The following is a 16,814-nucleotide window of genomic DNA, read 5'->3' on the forward strand; positions in this document are numbered from 1 at the left end:
GAACCGGATGATTGTGTTCACGGTGTCAACTTCCAATCGTGCTGTTATCGTTGGGATAAAAGACCATGCAGGCAAAGACAGCAGGTTGTAGGCTACCCCACTCCCCAAAAACAGGCGAATCCAGCGATCACAGCCATACATAACGGCCCGATCGAGCGCAAGTCATAGAATTTTTGATATGCTGTGGTCCCCTGTCGCCAGTAAGGCCCGCATTCAGGCCATCGCCGACCCAACAGAGCCTTCCGAGAGTCAATAATTGAGCAAATCACCCGTGAAACTTACAGACCATAGTGACGGAAATCCGTCGTTGGACGGCTGGCACTACCAATGTGACGTATCAGTATATGCAGCGTTGGATCTGATGGTGGTCAACCGTGTTGCCAAGGTGCTCCAGCTCGAGCCTGCGACACAGGAAGACCTGGAGGCGGAACTTGAAGCGCCCCGGGTTTCGTCATGGGCTGTCGTGGACGGCGAACGCCTCGTCGTCCAGGCAAAGTTGCGTCGATCCGGCCAATGGACGCCCGCCTCGCTGCGCAACTTGGTGGAGCACGGTAAGCAACGCCCGTCCGCGCTGAAGTTGTTGGTGGACACGAAGGTTCGATACGTCTTGTTCACCAGCGCCGACGTGTCGGGCAAGCTCGGTGCGCTACAGGTCGATGCCCTGCTGGAGCGCCCTGGGGACGCCGACCTACCGGCTGACGTGTTCCCGGCCACGCACGTCGAAGCCGCGGCAGGTCGGTTCGCAGTGCTGGCTCAATACAACGAGGCGCGCGTTGTCGAGAAGATCGACGCCTACTTATTTAGTCCCCTTGGGATCCCGAGTGAGCGTCACAAAGCGTGTCGTGAAGAACTCCGCAGGGTCGCAATGGCTGGGATGCGAACAGGCTACGCCTGGCCCAGGGTCGATGTGGAAGCCATTATCAAAAGGCATGGCGGCTCCATTCCGTCGGAGCGCGACAGTAAGTTTGTCCCGCCCACGAACTGGGACGACATCATTGCCCAGATGGACAGGCGAAACGCCATCGTCATCACAGGGCCGTCGGGCACGGGCAAAACGACTGTGGCCAAGGCTTTATACCAGCACTACCGTAACGTCGTGCCAGGAATCAACTATATAGAGCCTGGAGGTCCCGGCGAACTGAAGGCCCGACCAGATGCTGGCCCTACCTTCTTCTATGTGGAGGATCCGTGGGGTAAGTACGAGATCGGCAGCAACACGACGGCATGGACAGCTGAGCTGCAGGGGCGGCTACTGAAGGCTAGTGCCCAGCAGAAGATAGTGGTCACCAGCCGCACTGATATCCTCGCCGCCACTGTCGGGAACCAGAGCGACTTCCTCAAGCAGTGGGAAGTGCGGCTGGAGGCCAAGCACTACGGCGACAAAGAGCTGGGAAAAATGTTCGAAGAACTCGTCCGTCGCCTCGGCTCCACGATCTTGCAGATGGCAGCCATCCGCTCCAAAGAACGCGTTCTGCAAACGTTGCGGACCCCCTTCGAGATCGACCGCTTCGTGGCACTGCTTCAAACCGGTGCTATCCCCGCCGACGAAAATGAAGACGAGTTTGTGTCACGTGTCCTGCACGAAACTCAAACTCATGCCATCGAGAACGAGGTCGAGAGAATGGTGAGGTCTCGCCATTACGAAAAGGCCGCAGTGGTGCTGTGGGGTCTGATGGCTGCCCGAGGTGGCGTGCGCCGCCAAAATTTGGTCGACATCCGCCGAGCCATCAGCAAACTGGATCCCACATTCGGCCCTGAGCTGGAGAAACTCGTGAACGGCTTAGTGGCTGGCGGCAATCTTCGCCAGCCCAACAGCGACGTTACGTATACCCATCCCCGCGTTGAGCAAGGGCTCATCCGAGTAATGCGAGCCAACCCAATAGATACAGAAGTCACCCTGGAACACCTGATGACGGCTCTCGTCCGTATGAGCAATACTGAGAGTGCGGTCGAGACAGCGGTGCGACTGCATGCCCTCATCAGGGATTCCAACGAGTTTGTGTACGACGTACCTCACGAAGTCCAATTGGCCATCGACACTTGGCTGGAAGACGCGCTCAGCAAGGACCATGACGATTACGTTGGCCTGCTGCGCCTGGCGTGCGGAGCTGGCTCCAGCCACTGCATCCCCGCTGAAGTCGCCCGGTGGTTACGCCCTGCGGCCACGGGTAAGAATTTCTTCTCGCGCAGCTGGGAGCTCAGTAATCGCAGCGACGACTGGTATGAGACGGTCCGCAACCATCCGCGCACGCAAGATGTTTGCGTGCGCTTCATTCGACTCGGCCTCACCTTAGACACCCGCAGCTATCCCTTTCAGATAGCCGAATATCTCAATGCCATTGCATCAGGACTAGATGCGGCGTGGGTAGACGCGGCGAAGATGATTGTTCATCGCGGAGAAGACCCCAACGCGATCGCTGTCGGGCTCGGTGCAATGCGCGCCATCGCCAACCGCGAACCGCTGCTGCAGCTCGCGCTTGCAGAGCTCCGCAAGGAGGCGGAGGAGACGTACTCAGATCCCGACCACTGGCCGTACATTGACGGTCACTTCAACGCTGACTGGGAGCCTTACGACGGCCACACCGACTATTATTACGCCGCACGCGAACTGGTCTCTGCCTTCGCGAAGGTGACGCGAAGCGACTCGGGGTGGCAGGCGCTTGCTGCGCATAAGGATGCGCGGGCACTTGCCCATGCGTGGTTTGATGCCATGGAAGCGACCGCGGACACAGATGCGGGCGATGATGAGTTGCGACATCTGCTGGAACTGAGTGCAGGGGAGTACCTCGAACAGAAAATCTGGCGACATTTGACGAGAAGCTGGCGCCCTTCCTTCGTGATCGACCTCCGCGAAAGATTGCGTACTGGTGGCCAAGCAGCGGATCTGCGCGAAGATACAGTACGCTGTGCCTTGGAACACGCGCCGGACTTGTTGATCGAAGTGGCTAAGGGGCTCTTTGATGAAGGTCAGACGGTACGATTACTGGAACTTGCGCACGATGCCAAGATCCAGATCAGGCGCTTTGGCGATACGGACCGGCAACATGTGGCGTACGATGCGTTCGAACTCCGCCTACCAGCGCCCTTCGATGAGCTTGCGGCAGCGATTGCACCCCTCGACGATATCCAGAAAGTGCAACTCACCGACGCATCACTGGATGCGATGATTCCTCTGCTCGGAAAAATGCAGGGGCCTCTTCGTATCCTGCTGATCTGGCTCACTGCAACAAATGGGCGAGCCACGGAAGCTATGCTCGAGGACGCTTTGAGTGCATCCTTGCAGGCCGACGAGGCAGACTTAGCTGTTCGCGCCGCCGCTGAGGCCGGTTGCTGGCGGCTTGTGCGGTCAGCCTTGACCCACCCACGTGCAAGGGCCCGCCAGCGAGCGCTGGATCTCCTCGCGGCGGCTTTTGACCCGGGGATCATGGACGACATTGTTGCCTTGACGAACGATCCCAGCATGTTCGTCCGCCGTTCGTTACTGGATTTATTGGTGAAGCATCCCGAGCGCCATTCCGCTGCCTTGGTGACGTTGTGCGAGGACACGTGGTCTCATCACTCAGTTCCAGACAGCGAAGATCAGGATTTTCCTCTCGCTCAAGTCGCAGCTCGGGCGCTGGCGACGCTGAAGACAGTACCGTCTGATCTGACCCGTGCCATCATCAAAGCGGCTCTGGAGACAGATGACTTGGCCGTCACTGAAGTGCTACTGAATCTCCTGGTCGAGCGCGGTGACGAAAATGCATTGCAAGAAGTGATCAACCTCGTCTTCACATTTAAACCGACTTGGGCCAGTGTTCAGGCGGCCACAGCGATCAGTCGAACTAAGCGCAACATGTCTGCTGACTCCCTGAAAAGGGCAGACTCGGACTGGCTGGATAAGGCGAACTACTACCTGGCAGCCCAGACGGTTGAGGCAATGGGCAGCATCGCAGATAGGGCGCAGATTCTTGATACGGCCCAGGCACTGGCAGTCAGCGATGGTCGGAGGGTGCTCTTGATCCCCCTGGCCATCGGGACTGAACGCCAGTCACCCGACCTCGCAAACGTGGTGCTCAGCAAATTGCCGCCCGATCATCCGGCCATCCAAGTCCTTGACACGTCAAAGCACCCGCTTCCTCATGACGCGTTGGATCAGCTTGGCAATGCCCGCACCGTGGCGGCTGTCCACTGGCTACTCGGTGGCCGCATCGCCGAGCGGCCATCAGTCCTGGTGCAGTAAAAGTAACACCGGTGTTGTAGCCTGTGCATGGCTCGTCGAGAGACTTGCTCCAGTTCTTCGACAAAGGGCGGTGTGATTACCCGTCGGGGTGTCCCAATTCCTTAAATTGACGTTCCGACCACCCGTCAGCGAAAGTTTGCATTTCGTCGTTGCCGAATGACTCGGCAGCCGCTTCAAAGCAGGTGAGAATGGCCGACGCAGCAAAACGCAGTGTTGGCACTAAGTCAGAGACCTGCGGCCTGAAGATGAGCTTCTGGCCGCCACCTTGTACATATTCGATGTGCCGCCTCATGGAATCAACGGTTGCATGCGCGGCGTCACCTGATAGTGGTCGATAGGTCAGGTTGTAAAATCGGCCCAATCCGACCTCATTTGCGACTTGTTCCAAACTTAGTTTTGCAGGCTTTTGCATGTAGGTATCGGTCTCGGATAGCAGCTGCCTTAGGCCCTCCTTCTCGGCCGATGGCAACATATCTTCGAACAAGGGGTTTTCGAGCATGATAGTTGCAAGGGCCTTGTAGTGCTTGTTGTTGTCGGCCGCAAGACGACGTGGCATATCGTGGAGGAATGCAAGTCCAGCGATGGTCACCGCAGTTTCAACAATACTGCGAACGACATTTCTGGCGTCAGCCAACATGCCGCGCTCCAGTAGTAGAAGTGCCGCTTGATACGATTGAAGTGCACGAGCGAGGAAGGCTCCGCTTGCGACCTGTCGAGAACCAGCAACCGAGGTTCTCTGAAGCAGTGACATCGCTGCCTCATTGAGTTCATGTGAGAAAGCGAACTCTTTTGAAAACTCCCGCAGAAGCGAATCGCTCCAGGTCTTGACGTCATCAGAAAGGAAACCCTTTTTAAGCCAGTCCACATTGACCCCAAAATTTGTTCTTCAAACATATAGCGTAACTGGTGTTAGCTGCGGGGCGCAAGACGCGACATTGCCGCGAGCTGTCAAATATGTTGGCGGTTAGGCGAGCAATGTCCGGTTGCGGCCGCTCCTGAAAGCATCGTCGCAAGGGTGCCTTGTGTCTAACTCTATTTTTTTTGTGTTCGACTTTATTATTCATCGACAGCGGCGTGCCACCCCCGCTTTCATTTCATTCGTATAGGGTCGTTTCGATAAAGCATGCCGACCGCCTCCGCCAGACGCTTCTCGCGCGCCCGAACATACACGGCCGTGGTGTCAGCGCTAGCGTGGCCGAGAATTTCTTGCACCACATACAGTTCCACCCCGCCTTCGATCGCCAGCATGCCGAAAGTGTGCCGGAAGGCATGCGGCGTTGCTTCGATCAGGGCAAACATGTCTTCAGGTGACAGTTCGGCTTCGGCCCCCAGGGCCTGCAGGTCGTCGTGCACGCGCCGCAAGGCCCCTGTGACCACATCGTAAAGCGCTCCTGCCGTGTACCCACGGTGCCCTGCCGCTCCTTCACCATGGCGTGCCAGCGCCGCCGGCGTGCCCGGTATGACCAAGGGTGACAAGAGCGGTCGATCATTGCCGGCCTGGTCAAAGTCCGCACCAAGATCAGCCCAGTGCGCGCGCAGGGCGTCAATGGTGCGGGGACTGACAGGCAGCACCCGCCTCTTCCTCCCTTTGCCCAGCACCTTCAGCATCCAGATGCCGGGCACATGACGACTGGGTATAAGTGCGTTGCGGCGGGCTGATACCGTTTCCGCGCGACGCAATCCCGAATCGCCCATCAACAACAGCATCGCAAGGGCGATCCGGTCCCGCACCCCAGCGGCTTGCTGGGCACGCCGCTCGAGCGCCGCGATTAATACTTCCCACGCCTCGGCCGTTAGCGCCTTCTCCACCTGGATCGGGTCGGTCTCGATATCGACGACGGGATCTTTGACCGCCAGCCAGGGATTGCCTCCCAGATAGTGCACGCGCGCCAGATACTCGAACGCGGCGCGCAATATCTGCACCGCCTGCTTTTCCGAGGACTTGGCTGCCTGCATTGCCTGTGGCGGGTATTCCGCGTATTCTTTCCATAACTAACTCTGAATACCGCATTATAAGGCTTAAAATGTAATGGCAAAGACCCCCTACGTTGAAGATTTCGATCTAAAAAAAATGCTGAAAATCGCCGCGGTCAGTGGAGAGTTGCCGGTTCGCAACGTACCTATGCTGCGCACGTTGTACGGCACCGGCATGACGCTGCAAGAGATTGCGCGGTTGCCGATTAGAGCTTACCTGGGCGTGAATGGCAATGTACTGGACGAATCCTATGTCAGCGAAGAAGTCGCATACAACGGCACGAGACGGCCTGTATTTTGGTCAAACAAGGATCTGATCGTCGCATTGGATCAGTACCTAGCTTACCGTATTGAGCACCGTCAAATGGTCACGACGCGGACGGGCGTATACCGAAGTCTAGACCCCGATAGCCCAATTTTCCTGACTGACGAAGGGGAGCCGTACAAGCTCACGAAGCGCAAGACGGCGGCGGGAACCATCAGCTACTCATGCGACTCACTGAGCCAGCTTTTTCGTAAACTGCACATGCAAGCGGGAGTCGAGGGGGCAAGTGCCACCAGCGCTCGTAGAACATTTGCTGTCCGCCTGCATAACAAGGGCTACGACCTCAAGAGCATCAAAGTATTGTTGGGTTTGAAGACGCTGCGCGCCACCAAGAATTTGATCGACGCCGATCCAGTGCGCCTGGGTGCAATTGCAGCGGGGGTGTTTTGATGCCGAAGATACAGATGACACAGCAGGAATTTTTGCGGGACGCTATGCATCGTCTCAATATGACGCGTGATGAATTCGCAGATCGAATCGCCGTCAAGCGCAAGACGCTGGACAACTGGATATTGCCTCCGAGCGACTCGGCGCGGGGCATGCCAGATATGGCGTGGAAGTTCATTCAAGAAATTTTAGATAGAGAAGAAAAAGGTGCTTGACTACCCTCATTGAGGGCATATAATGGTCTACATGGAAGCGTAATTCAGCCCGACGAAATGGGAGGCCAGCATGGCACTAACTGAAAAAGACTTGATTGAACTGCGCGATGAACGTCACGCAGATTATATGCATGAAGCAAGGCGCGAGTCGGCCGAGCGGAATCGTTACCGGGCGCGCATAGAGGCTTTGGAAGCGACTTTGTTGGAAATCTCCACGCCTATCGAAGGTAAACCGATGGGTAATCCATGGGACTTCTACAACGATGTGCGCAAGCTTGCGGCAGGAGCTATCGGCATTCCATACGTGCATCAGGAATTCACTTAACCCGCTGCCTCCCAATAACCCGGAAAAAAAATTATGAAAAAAAAATCTCTCAAAGTCGCTTTTCCGTTCCTGCTGATCGCCATTTTTTCAGCCATCTATTTCGTGTTCGTTCACGAAGAATCGCCGCCTGTATTTGGCGTAATAATCATCGCTGTACTTATCTATTTGACTATAAAAACGGGCTGCAAGGTGATCGACGGTGATGCAAAAATGGGTGGCTGAACGATCCAAAACATAACCGGCCTGATGGCCAAGGAAAAGACATGCAGATAATCAACGCGACCCCACCAGCCGATTATCCGGCCCAAGTCATCGTCGCGCACGATGCGAAATTCGCAGCAAGTCACCCGAATGACGTGTACTGGTTGCGTGTTAAAGGCGACGGCGCTGATGTTCGCGCTCACCAATTGACTGGCGCCATCGGGCCTGGCCACGCGCGTCAAATTGCCCGCACGATGGGTTTTGAGCCGACACACTGGACGCTGCCTGGTGATGCCCGCGCCTATTTGTTCTGATCAAGGAAGCCGCTATGTCGTCTTGTACGCTGACCACTCTCGCTAAGCCTTGCCCATCGTGCCCCTGGCGCGTCAATCGGGACGCGACAGACATACCGAACTTTGATTTAAGTTTGGCGGAAGGCTTGGTGAGCTGCTGTCCGGATACCCGTAACATGGGGCCTGACTTCGGTGCGAGCATGTTCGCCTGCCACCAGTCCAAGGATGGCGCCGAGGTTGCATGTGCGGGATGGATGGCAACCGTGGGTCATCGACATCCTGGCGTGCGCCTGGCGGTCGCTATGGGCCGTTTGGACGCATCTGCCCTGCGCCCTGGAACCGGTTGGCCGGATCTGCATCCAAACTACCAGCAGGTGCTGGAAAAACTCCGGGCAACTGATCCGGCCGACGAACTGATTTGATACCGGAAAAGAGCATGCTGAATGAACTGCAACCCGATCTGCGCGAACTGATTGACCTGGTGCGCGCCGTCGAGAACTACGACACTACGATGGCCGCCGCCGCGCTGGCTGGTGCACCAATCGCGGCCGGTGCCGAAGCTGTAGCCGAGCGCACACGCAAAGGCCAGCGCATCGTACAGCTGCGCGGCAAGTGGAACATCTGACCCAAAGGAAATCCCAACGATGGCAAACGACTTTAAACAGAAACAGGACGCCGCCAGGCGCGAAAAGCTGCTGGCCGAATGCAAGGCTCAGATCGCGCTAGGCGCTGTTGGTCGGCGCCGGGCGGTCGAGGCATACGCGAAGGCGGCGGCAGTCTCCACGGCTCAGGCTGAGGCCGTCCTGGGCCTGCGCTAACCCATCAAGGAAAAGTATATGAATCGTATTTTGTATTTATTGACTGGTGGAGCTGTTGATAAATAAAAAAGTTTGACACGAACTAAAAAAGTTTGACACAACGTAAAAAAGTTTGACACAACTGGCGCAGTCCCTTAACGACCATATTGGTCGCCATCCCAGGCTGAAACATGATGCTCAGCTTCTTGTCAGCATCCCTGATGATGGCATGGCCACAGCAGCAAGAATCCTGGGCCAGTTAGGCGACATTCGTCGGTTTTGCAACGCCAAGGCATTCGCGGCCTTTCTTGGCGTCGCTCCTCGTCAGCGCAATTCAGGCATTTCAGTGAAAGGGCGCACGATCATCAGTCGTACCGGCAACGTCCCCAACGAATTGAAGGTCGATTGTATTTGCGCCACATTCCGGGCAAATACAATCGGACTTCGCAACAGTAGATTCCCGTATGTTTCTACACATACCAAGCCAATCTCGAAACATTAGTTACCTCCTCGTGAACGCCAATATTTAACGAACAAATCTTCCAATCCGTACGCCGCTTTTTCATTTAGCAAAAGATCTGCACTACCTTGCGGGGGGGCAAATGTTTTTGCCTGATAAGTGTGCATGCGCTAATGTCCCAACGTTCTTACTAAGGGAAGCGCTGATCAATTCGGTTTTCTGGAGAGGTTGGCGCGCCCAATGGTCGACCGGTGAGCCGTTCAAGCCCATTTTTCGTTCAAGTTGACGCGATGCTTCGCGTCTTTCTGCAATCAAGACGGAGTACGGGATTCGGTGATCGTAAAACGTCTTCCGGCCAGTACCAGGTTGGCAAAGGCGAACAAGGTAAAGAGCTGTGCAGTGTTCTTGGCCAAGCCGCAATAGCGCGTCTTACAATGACGGAACAGGTTCTTGATGACATGAAACGGATGCTCGACTTTTGCCCGCACGTTGGCCTTCAGATACTCCAATTTTTCCGTCAGGCGACCCGGTTTGCTCTTGGGCAGCGCCTTGCGTTTGGAACGCTTCATGGCCACGTGCCACGTCACCGATTTGCCAATGTTTTCGGGCCGCTTTTCCACGCCCTGGTAGCCAGCGTCGCCGAGCGCGACGGTCTCACCACCGTGCAGCAAAGCATGCGCCTGGGTCACATCGGCGACATTGCCGGCCGTGCCGATGACGGTATGCACCAGGCCAAACGCAGCATCGACGCCGACGTGGGCCTTCATGCCAAAGTGCCAGTTGTTGCCTTTCTTCGACTGGTGCATTTCCGGAGCACGGCTGCCGTCCTTGTTCTTGGTCGACGGTGGCGCGGCGATCAGCGTGGCGTCAACGATGGTGCCTTCGCGCATCATCAAGCCTTTTTCGGCCAAGTGCCCGTTGATCGTGTCGAAGATCTGGCGCGTCAGCCCGTTGGCCTCAAGCAGGTGGCGGAACTTCAGCAAGGTCGTCGCGTTTGGCGCCGATTCGCGGCCCAAGTCGATGCCGACGAAAGCACGAATGGACTGGCTGTCGTAGATCGCGTCTTCGATACCTTCGTCCGACAAACCAAAGCACTGCTGCACCACGTACATGCGCAGCATGCGCGCCATTCCAAACGGTGGCCGACCGGCCCCCTCGACCTTCGGGTAGAACTGCTCCACGGCTTTATACAACTTGCCCCAAGGTGTCACGCTGTCGATCTCGGCCAGGAACCGGTCGCGCCGCGTCAGTTTCTTCTTGGCGGCGTATTCAAGGTTGGAGAAGCTCTTTTACATGGTTGATGCCAGATGGTGGCGATACTGTTATGGTCTCAGGTCGGACCGCTGCAGGAAACGGTGCCAGATGAATAAATCAGTACTTCCATAGGGTAGCACTAATGAATTCAATTTCTGGAAATTTTCCGCTTTAGAAATCAAAAATCCATGCGTGAATTTCAAGCGAAAAACCTAATGAATCAGCAGCTCACTCAGCGTTCCAGGCCCTGTTCGCGACGGGCGGTGCGGTGGCAAGAGAGAATGTCAAGTTCTCCTTGCCGCCAAGCCAGGCATATTCTTTTCCAGGTATCACCGCCACATATAAACACATTCCACGTACGGATAAACAACGCACCATGGAATGGTCGTAATGGTCGACGTAATCGGCCAATGTAAGCGAGAATATGCCTGAGCTTATCCTCGTCGATCTTCAAAAAATCATCATTACTAAAGGGGAGCCGCCAGCGATTCTTCCGTTGCAACGGTACCTATGATGAGTTGAGGCTTTACGTTAGGCCTGGCAAGACGTTTTGCGTAGCCACTGGTCATAGGGTCTTTATAATTTCTCCCTACTACAAGCTTAATTGCCGCCCAATCATCATGATCTTTAATGACACCTGCTACCGCATGATCAGAAATATATTGTACGTAAGTATATGTTTCTTTCGTATTATTTGTATTCCAATTGCCATAGACGCCCGGATCCGCACCACGTCCGATATAGGAACTTTCATCGACAGCATATTCATCTAAACTACCTCCACTGCCATCCGAATAATCAATCTTCATATTCGGGGTATTGCAGGGGCCTTCAGGCACATCACAATACGTCATTGTACCCTGAGGATTGCCAGCCAGAATATAATTGTAGCCTATTATAAAACCATTTACTCGGACTGCATTGGCAGCTGTAGGGAAATTATTCACCGAATGAAAGTAACGGTACAGTGCATCATTCCCTGTGGCCGAAGATGGCAATCCATTAAGCTGATACAAATAATTCATGATACTATAATAATTTGGCTTACGGTGATCATTCACGTCGCCACCATGACGTAATCCAAGCGTATGGCCCAACTCATGCATGATCGTGCTAGCCTGGGTATTTATTCGAAAATTAATATACCTCTGATCTGCAGGAAAGGGACCACTAAGCAGGTCTGTCATTGTTACCTGAAATTTATTTCCAGGAAGTTCGGCAAGGCCAGAGCCAGTTGATGGGCCTGCAGGTTTATTCTTGCTGGCCATTAAAGCATATCGAAAGATCGCTCTGCGACGTACATCGACGGCACTGGAATAGGCATATAAATTTTTACAGCCTGATTCAAGTGCCTTAAGACCATTAACAGCATCAGCAAGTGGTGATGTAAGCTGGGTACAGGTGTCAAGGCGCTGTTCATGCGATACATTACCAGACAAATTATAATTTACTGCATCAAACGTCGGGGAGAACTTATTTCCAGCATCAAAATGCACAGAAATCTTACGCTGATTCGCCTGAAAAGCATCTACAATATTTTTTAGTGCGGCGCTCTGCAAGTCGATGATTGGATTGTTCGGATCCAGCATATAATCGATGTGAATAAATAGATCTCTTTGCCCCGGACGCGCGCCCATACCATACAAGTCCAAGCCTGCAAAAGTTCCACCTTTGACCTTCGCAGAATCGGGAATCCCATCTTTATCACTATCCTTTGCAGTTCCGTCCACGTCGTTTTTGCCGCCAGGGGTGGGAAACCCCACCAAGGTCCAGTCATTGTTTGTACCCGTTGTCCTGAGTTTATTGCTCAGTCGCACTATTGACGCACTGTTATGATCAAGGGGATCGAACGAGAAACTTACTTCATGGGTTATTCGTTCCGGGAACGCTGCTACGTTTTTTAGAATGTCAGCACTGCCATTATTCCAAAAATTGGCCGTCATTGGACTAGTCGTTTCCGTTCCAAATCGAACAAAATCGGCCGTTTTCACATTTCTGGCATCTGTTGCATCAAGTAATTCCACAAAGCCAGCCGCATCGGTCCAATAAGGAACATACTTTCCTGTTGGGTCAACAATATAGGCGTGGCCTGTCTTATTGGCTGTAATATATTTCTGCTCGGCATTGATCAAGTCCGTATAATCTTTTCCTGCTAAAACAAAATACCCGCCTGCAGGAATAATCATGCTCGGCAGGTTAAATGTCACAGGCGCCGGGCTTACATCTATGGAGGACAATGGATTTTGGTACAATTGGGAATAATTAGAAACATTCAGCCCCCCTGATCGCAACTTATAGGAACTTAAATTAATTGGCATGCTCGAGTTATTAAATACCTCAAACCATGCCCCTCCCTTATCGCGCCTATAGTTTGCGGCAACTTCGCTGATTAATAATCCTTCTTTTGCGACAATAGTCGCACCACGGGCAGCTAGTTGCGATTTAATTTGAGCTCTCGGTTTCGCTCCTTTTTCAGTATCGCCTCCGCAGCCGTTTAAAATTCCGGCAATGGCAAATGCCGTACAACTCATGAGAAATGTATTCAGTTTAATCATTTCATTTTCCTTTTTTTTGTTAATATGAAATTAAATTCAAAACTATCGCCTCAACCCAGCGGTATTTCTCCTTTCATTTAAGATACTTTAGTATTGCGCGTGAAATTTCAAGGTCAAAATTTCAATATGCGACGTAGGGGCCTTTCGTACCGGCAGCGTCCATTCCTTCAATCGCAGTGTAGACTGTACGGCCAAAGAAAAATGGAAGTCCCCAGATAAATTCCCTATCGTCTACGCCTATTCCCGCTTGCTTACCAAACACAGTACTGTTTCCCCTAGCCACATCAAAATTAATAGAGCCGCTGCGCCCGTTGGTTCCGGTATTGACCGCACTACGACTCAAGCTGGAACTCGGGCAATAAAATTCCAACATTCTGGCAGCACTATTGCAAAAAGCTATGGCGGGATCAGCGAAAAATAAAGCATTCGTACCTGTATCAAAATATCCTTGCAATACTCGCCCCTGATATACTGTTTCAAGATTTCCCACACTGCTTAAGGTATAGATGTTGGCGCTACCTAAAGAATTATTTGATTGTGTGCCGATGCCAAAAGTCAAAAGGCCGGTAGCACTGGCAACCCCCTTGGCATCAATTTCTGGCAACTGCAACACTATGCCATTGTTATTTTTTTGAAATGATGCGACTGGATTGCTTACCTGCTTGGCTAAGGGCATCGCCGTGGATCTGCAATCTTGGTCCGAGCAGGCGTAATACCGTCCCTCTATATTTTTATCGGCGCAATTCGCTCCACAATCCTGCACGAATGGCGCGACGCCAAGCACGCCATTGGCGTGAAAAGTTTCCACGGTGTTTTGTGCGGGTAGAACACTGGAGCAACCACTAGGTACCGAGGGAAATGTATTATCACCAATGATCTGCATTGGAATATTGCGGGCGACCTCGCCAGCAATACGCACATCTGCCTGTTTCACGGAACCCCAACTGTAGCCATCGGAAAATTGGGTGCACTCTACGACAGGTCTGCCTTCTGTATTAAGCATCGCTGGTAGCAGCATATTTACAGCGAGGGCAGAGGAAATTATTCGCAGACCGATTGAGCCAGTATCAAGCAAGATATGATCGATCGTTTGACATTGCGTGGAACTACCAGGCACGCAAACGGTAATTGAGACGTAGGGCACGTTGATTGTATTAATTGATTTTCCAGAAATCAAGGGCCCGCTGTCGACTACCACTGCAACGGTGTTAGTGGGAGGTTCGATGGGTTTTGTGGATAGCGGCGCAGATGGTGGCGCCGTATTATCGAGGCGATTTTCGTTACCGCAAGCCTGCAACAGCAGGAACAACGCAAATATTAGGAAACGCATTGTTTTCTTCCTCTTAGCGAATATCGTCTGAAGTCACGCCTTGCGGCAGCAGGCCCGGCACATATGCACTTCCAGCGAACGAACGCATATGACCTCCGGAACGGAGTACTAATTGGTCGGACTGAATTGCAACACCACGCTGACCTGATTTCCGCTGGCTAGCGGCAAACGCATATTGATCGGCGTAGCTGCCCAGCAACTGTCGCAGGTCTGGCATGTTTGGTCCTCGCCAGCTGACAGCAAATACAACGTTATCGGCATTGATGTATTCCCGCACTGTGGTGCCTGACTGGTCTATTTTTTCGTTAATCGCATAATTGCGATAGTTGCTCATGCGGCCGCTAACCTTGGACTGCGCACCATTTGCCGCTTTAGCGCTACTGGGCAGCGCAACCACAGGGGCACCGAGTGTCGCAAATGCAGGCGTTGATTGCAAAAACAGTGACACACATGCGGGTCCGAAAGGTATAAAGAATTTCATAGATTCGACTTTTTCTGAATATTGCTTATGGATCGCCGCGATCACTTTGAACGCGGCGTATATTTATTAATCAAAGATATATCTCCGACGAATATTACGCGCCATGTATTGTTGCCGACCTATGGAATCCTTGATTAATTCCGATTTTATTTTTAAAGCCACATGCAAATATAATTTAAATAAACCGAATTTTTAAATTATTGATTAATTAGCGTGTCGAATTGTCGAATTCCAAATAATGTCCGCCAATCGGCACCATTAATTGTCATTTCAGCACTTGTAGATTAGTATGAAGTTGGCATCGAAAAAATAGGACCAGTCCTATTTTTTGATCTCTGGGGGGCTCTGTTGCACAAATCCTACGCAACGTTGCCTGAGTCAACGTTCAGGAAGAGTGTCACGATGAACACACCGTCCAAACCGAAGCGCTACTCGAAAAACCATCCCGGTTCGGGAATGATGTCGTCGGAGCATTTCTGACCTACCCTGGTGGCCGGTGCGAACTTGAGCGCTCGGATGTGGCCAGGCACCAGCATCAGCTTGAGCGTTCCTGTCTGCGCCTGCGCCACCGATGACAAGCCCGACATGGTTAGCGCGACGAGCCACCTGGCACGTCGAAAGCGCCCCCGCCCCGCCACCAGTGGGAACACCTTAGCTGCACTGCCCAAATACCGAGATGGCTGCAAGCTGGCATCCATTCTTCGCTTCCAGACAGTAACCGCCGTACGTATAAATACCATTCACCTATCCTTGATTGAGGTACTGCGTTCTGTCGAAACTGCCGCGGCCATGCACAGCCAAAATGCAATGCATTGGGAGAGGCAAAAAATGAAGCGGTGGCTATTTCGGAAAGAACATCGAAGTTTTATTAATTTGACAATTTGCGGAGGCGCGCAGCAATGGTAAATAGGACTACTCCGAAATCGAGTGCCCGCATGCTGCTGACCCAGACATGGCGACATGTCTGGGTGGTAGGAGAAGAACAGCAGTAGGTGAACGAGCATGGATGCACTTGCCAGTATCTGCAGCCATGCAACTCACTGCCGACGGGAGCAAGTAGACATGAAACTGGGCGTGTGGGCGCCTGCCTTTCGCTATAATTGCGTGCTATTTCTTTTTAAGAGGTATGAACAGTGCGGGGACGACGCTTCAAAACGCAAACCGATATTGATCGTTATATTGCACACGGATACGGGCAAGGGGATGGTGCAAACTACAAGCCCTGGCTGCGCGTACAGGACGTCCCATCGCAAGGCCGGTCACGCAAGGTGCAAGGTGTCAAGACGGGCCGGTTGCACGAATTTCTGTCGGAACTGGAGTTTGCTTATTTTCTGGTTCTCGAATTTTCCGAGCAGGTAGTCGATATTCGAGAGCAGTTTCCACTCTTTCCGACCGAACAGGCCATTGATATTGCTGGGCAGCTTGGCATTCGCTATCCCCGCTTCCACGGCACCCAACTTCACTACGTGATGAGCACTGACTTTATGGTCACGCTGCAGGAGCCCGATGGATCGCACAAACTGGTGGCCCGCACGGTCAAATACGAAGAAGCCTTCCAACCATCCCCCGACCTGAAACACACTGTTGAAAAGCTGGAACTGGAAAAGGCCATTTGGCATGCTCAAGGCGTCGACGACTGGAAGCTGGTAACGGAAAATACTTTAGGAGCGACATTAATCACCAATCTGATCTGGCTCAGGAAAGGTAAGTCGTTGGAGCGTCACCTGCAGAAGCAGGACGTTCAACTTCAATTCCTGGATGCCCTGGAACACTATGTCCGAGGAGAGCGTACATTGTCATCCATGATCCGTGCCGCGGCGACCGCCACCCATGTGCCCTATCCGGATGGTGTCCTGTTGTTTAAATATTTGGTTCTTCAAAAGGCAATCCGGCTTGATATCGCACATCAGGCCCTGACGCTTGGCGGAATTTGTCCGGCGTTGACGATCCACCACAGCGCGATCTCCTTTGTGAGCCAATTAAAGGCGGATTGAG

17 protein-coding genes are annotated in these 16,814 nt (G+C 53.1%); 11 read left to right on the forward strand and 6 right to left on the reverse strand.

Annotated elements, in window-relative coordinates:
- The first annotated feature begins 271 nt into the window (after positions 1 to 271).
- Complete coding sequence (locus tag KO539_RS24870; RefSeq protein WP_219312488.1) at positions 272 to 4,222, forward strand: ATP-binding protein; 3,951 nt, start codon at positions 272 to 274, stop codon at positions 4,220 to 4,222.
- 76 nt (positions 4,223 to 4,298) lie between these two features.
- Here KO539_RS24870 and KO539_RS24875 read toward each other — a convergent pair whose 3' ends face one another.
- Positions 4,299 to 5,087, reverse strand: a complete 789-nt coding sequence (locus KO539_RS24875; protein WP_219312490.1) for a DUF5677 domain-containing protein — start codon at positions 5,085 to 5,087, stop codon at positions 4,299 to 4,301.
- A gap of 224 nt (positions 5,088 to 5,311) precedes the next feature.
- The gene (locus KO539_RS24880) at positions 5,312 to 6,178 is read right to left on the reverse strand and encodes a tyrosine-type recombinase/integrase (protein WP_219312492.1); all 867 of its coding nucleotides are present in this window, start codon (positions 6,176 to 6,178) and stop codon (positions 5,312 to 5,314) included.
- Between the two features lie 73 nt (positions 6,179 to 6,251).
- Here KO539_RS24880 and KO539_RS24885 point away from each other — a divergent pair, with 73 nt between their 5' ends.
- The 9 genes from KO539_RS24885 (at position 6,252) to KO539_RS30390 (ending at position 9,241) form a co-directional block, all read left to right on the forward strand.
- Positions 6,252 to 6,911, forward strand: coding sequence for a site-specific integrase (locus tag KO539_RS24885; RefSeq protein WP_219312494.1), 660 nt, complete (start codon positions 6,252 to 6,254; stop codon positions 6,909 to 6,911).
- Positions 6,912 to 6,925: 14 nt separating this feature from the next.
- Positions 6,926 to 7,123, forward strand: coding sequence for a transcriptional regulator (locus KO539_RS24890; protein WP_257626451.1), 198 nt, complete (start codon positions 6,926 to 6,928; stop codon positions 7,121 to 7,123).
- A gap of 70 nt (positions 7,124 to 7,193) precedes the next feature.
- Positions 7,194 to 7,448: a hypothetical protein gene (locus KO539_RS24895; protein WP_219312498.1), complete on the forward strand. Its 255-nt coding sequence runs from the start codon at positions 7,194 to 7,196 to the stop codon at positions 7,446 to 7,448.
- Between the two features lie 33 nt (positions 7,449 to 7,481).
- Positions 7,482 to 7,670 (forward strand): hypothetical protein, encoded by a 189-nt coding sequence (locus KO539_RS24900; RefSeq protein WP_219312500.1) that lies wholly within the window; start codon positions 7,482 to 7,484, stop codon positions 7,668 to 7,670.
- Positions 7,671 to 7,711: 41 nt separating this feature from the next.
- Entirely contained in the window at positions 7,712 to 7,963 is a 252-nt protein-coding gene (locus tag KO539_RS24905; protein ID WP_219312502.1) for a hypothetical protein, read from the forward strand.
- Between the two features lie 14 nt (positions 7,964 to 7,977).
- On the forward strand, positions 7,978 to 8,364 hold the full coding sequence (locus tag KO539_RS24910; protein ID WP_219312504.1) for a DUF6283 family protein: 387 nt from the start codon (positions 7,978 to 7,980) through the stop codon (positions 8,362 to 8,364).
- Between the two features lie 14 nt (positions 8,365 to 8,378).
- On the forward strand, positions 8,379 to 8,567 hold the full coding sequence (locus tag KO539_RS24915) for a hypothetical protein (RefSeq protein WP_076572324.1): 189 nt from the start codon (positions 8,379 to 8,381) through the stop codon (positions 8,565 to 8,567).
- 19 nt (positions 8,568 to 8,586) lie between these two features.
- A complete protein-coding gene (locus tag KO539_RS24920; RefSeq protein WP_219312506.1) occupies positions 8,587 to 8,760 on the forward strand; it encodes a hypothetical protein in 174 nt (57 codons plus the stop codon).
- 112 nt (positions 8,761 to 8,872) lie between these two features.
- Positions 8,873 to 9,241, forward strand: a complete 369-nt coding sequence (locus tag KO539_RS30390) for a transposase (protein WP_257626452.1) — start codon at positions 8,873 to 8,875, stop codon at positions 9,239 to 9,241.
- A gap of 269 nt (positions 9,242 to 9,510) precedes the next feature.
- Here the strand turns inward: KO539_RS30390 and KO539_RS24930 are convergent, their stop codons facing one another.
- The 4 genes from KO539_RS24930 to KO539_RS24945 all read right to left on the reverse strand — a co-directional run bounded on the left by KO539_RS24930 (position 9,511) and on the right by KO539_RS24945 (position 14,864).
- Positions 9,511 to 10,449: an IS5 family transposase gene (locus KO539_RS24930; RefSeq protein ID WP_219312653.1), complete on the reverse strand. Its 939-nt coding sequence runs from the start codon at positions 10,447 to 10,449 to the stop codon at positions 9,511 to 9,513.
- A gap of 471 nt (positions 10,450 to 10,920) precedes the next feature.
- Positions 10,921 to 13,008, reverse strand: a complete 2,088-nt coding sequence (locus tag KO539_RS24935) for a hypothetical protein (protein WP_219312508.1) — start codon at positions 13,006 to 13,008, stop codon at positions 10,921 to 10,923.
- Between the two features lie 121 nt (positions 13,009 to 13,129).
- Positions 13,130 to 14,338, reverse strand: a complete 1,209-nt coding sequence (locus KO539_RS24940) for a DUF3443 domain-containing protein (RefSeq protein WP_219312510.1) — start codon at positions 14,336 to 14,338, stop codon at positions 13,130 to 13,132.
- Positions 14,339 to 14,351: 13 nt separating this feature from the next.
- Complete coding sequence (locus tag KO539_RS24945; protein ID WP_219312512.1) at positions 14,352 to 14,864, reverse strand: DUF2844 domain-containing protein; 513 nt, start codon at positions 14,862 to 14,864, stop codon at positions 14,352 to 14,354.
- Positions 14,865 to 15,952: 1,088 nt separating this feature from the next.
- Here KO539_RS24945 and KO539_RS24950 point away from each other — a divergent pair.
- Entirely contained in the window at positions 15,953 to 16,813 is an 861-nt protein-coding gene (locus KO539_RS24950) for a TnsA endonuclease N-terminal domain-containing protein (protein ID WP_219312514.1), read from the forward strand.
- The last annotated feature ends 1 nt before the right edge of the window (position 16,814 follow it).

It is taken from the genome of Janthinobacterium sp. NKUCC06_STL (assembly GCF_019345455.1).
Taxonomy (GTDB): domain Bacteria; phylum Pseudomonadota; class Gammaproteobacteria; order Burkholderiales; family Burkholderiaceae_D; genus Janthinobacterium; species Janthinobacterium rivuli.

Excerpts from the sequence above, each read along its gene's own strand:
- KO539_RS24900 (WP_219312500.1), top strand. The coding sequence starts at position 7,482 with ATGAAAAAAAAATCTCTCAAAGTCGCTTTTCCGTTCCTGCTGATCGCC.
- KO539_RS24890 (WP_257626451.1), top strand. The coding sequence starts at position 6,926 with ATGACACAGCAGGAATTTTTGCGGGACGCTATGCATCGTCTCAATATG.
- KO539_RS24885 (WP_219312494.1), top strand. The coding sequence starts at position 6,252 with ATGGCAAAGACCCCCTACGTTGAAGATTTCGATCTAAAAAAAATGCTG.
- KO539_RS24910 (WP_219312504.1), top strand. The coding sequence starts at position 7,978 with ATGTCGTCTTGTACGCTGACCACTCTCGCTAAGCCTTGCCCATCGTGC.
- KO539_RS24920 (WP_219312506.1), top strand. The coding sequence starts at position 8,587 with ATGGCAAACGACTTTAAACAGAAACAGGACGCCGCCAGGCGCGAAAAG.
- KO539_RS24915 (WP_076572324.1), top strand. The coding sequence starts at position 8,379 with ATGCTGAATGAACTGCAACCCGATCTGCGCGAACTGATTGACCTGGTG.
- KO539_RS24905 (WP_219312502.1), top strand. The coding sequence starts at position 7,712 with ATGCAGATAATCAACGCGACCCCACCAGCCGATTATCCGGCCCAAGTC.
- KO539_RS24935 (WP_219312508.1), bottom strand. The coding sequence starts at position 13,008 with ATGATTAAACTGAATACATTTCTCATGAGTTGTACGGCATTTGCCATT.
- KO539_RS24880 (WP_219312492.1), bottom strand. The coding sequence starts at position 6,178 with ATGCAGGCAGCCAAGTCCTCGGAAAAGCAGGCGGTGCAGATATTGCGC.
- KO539_RS24895 (WP_219312498.1), top strand. The coding sequence starts at position 7,194 with ATGGCACTAACTGAAAAAGACTTGATTGAACTGCGCGATGAACGTCAC.
- KO539_RS24940 (WP_219312510.1), bottom strand. The coding sequence starts at position 14,338 with ATGCGTTTCCTAATATTTGCGTTGTTCCTGCTGTTGCAGGCTTGCGGT.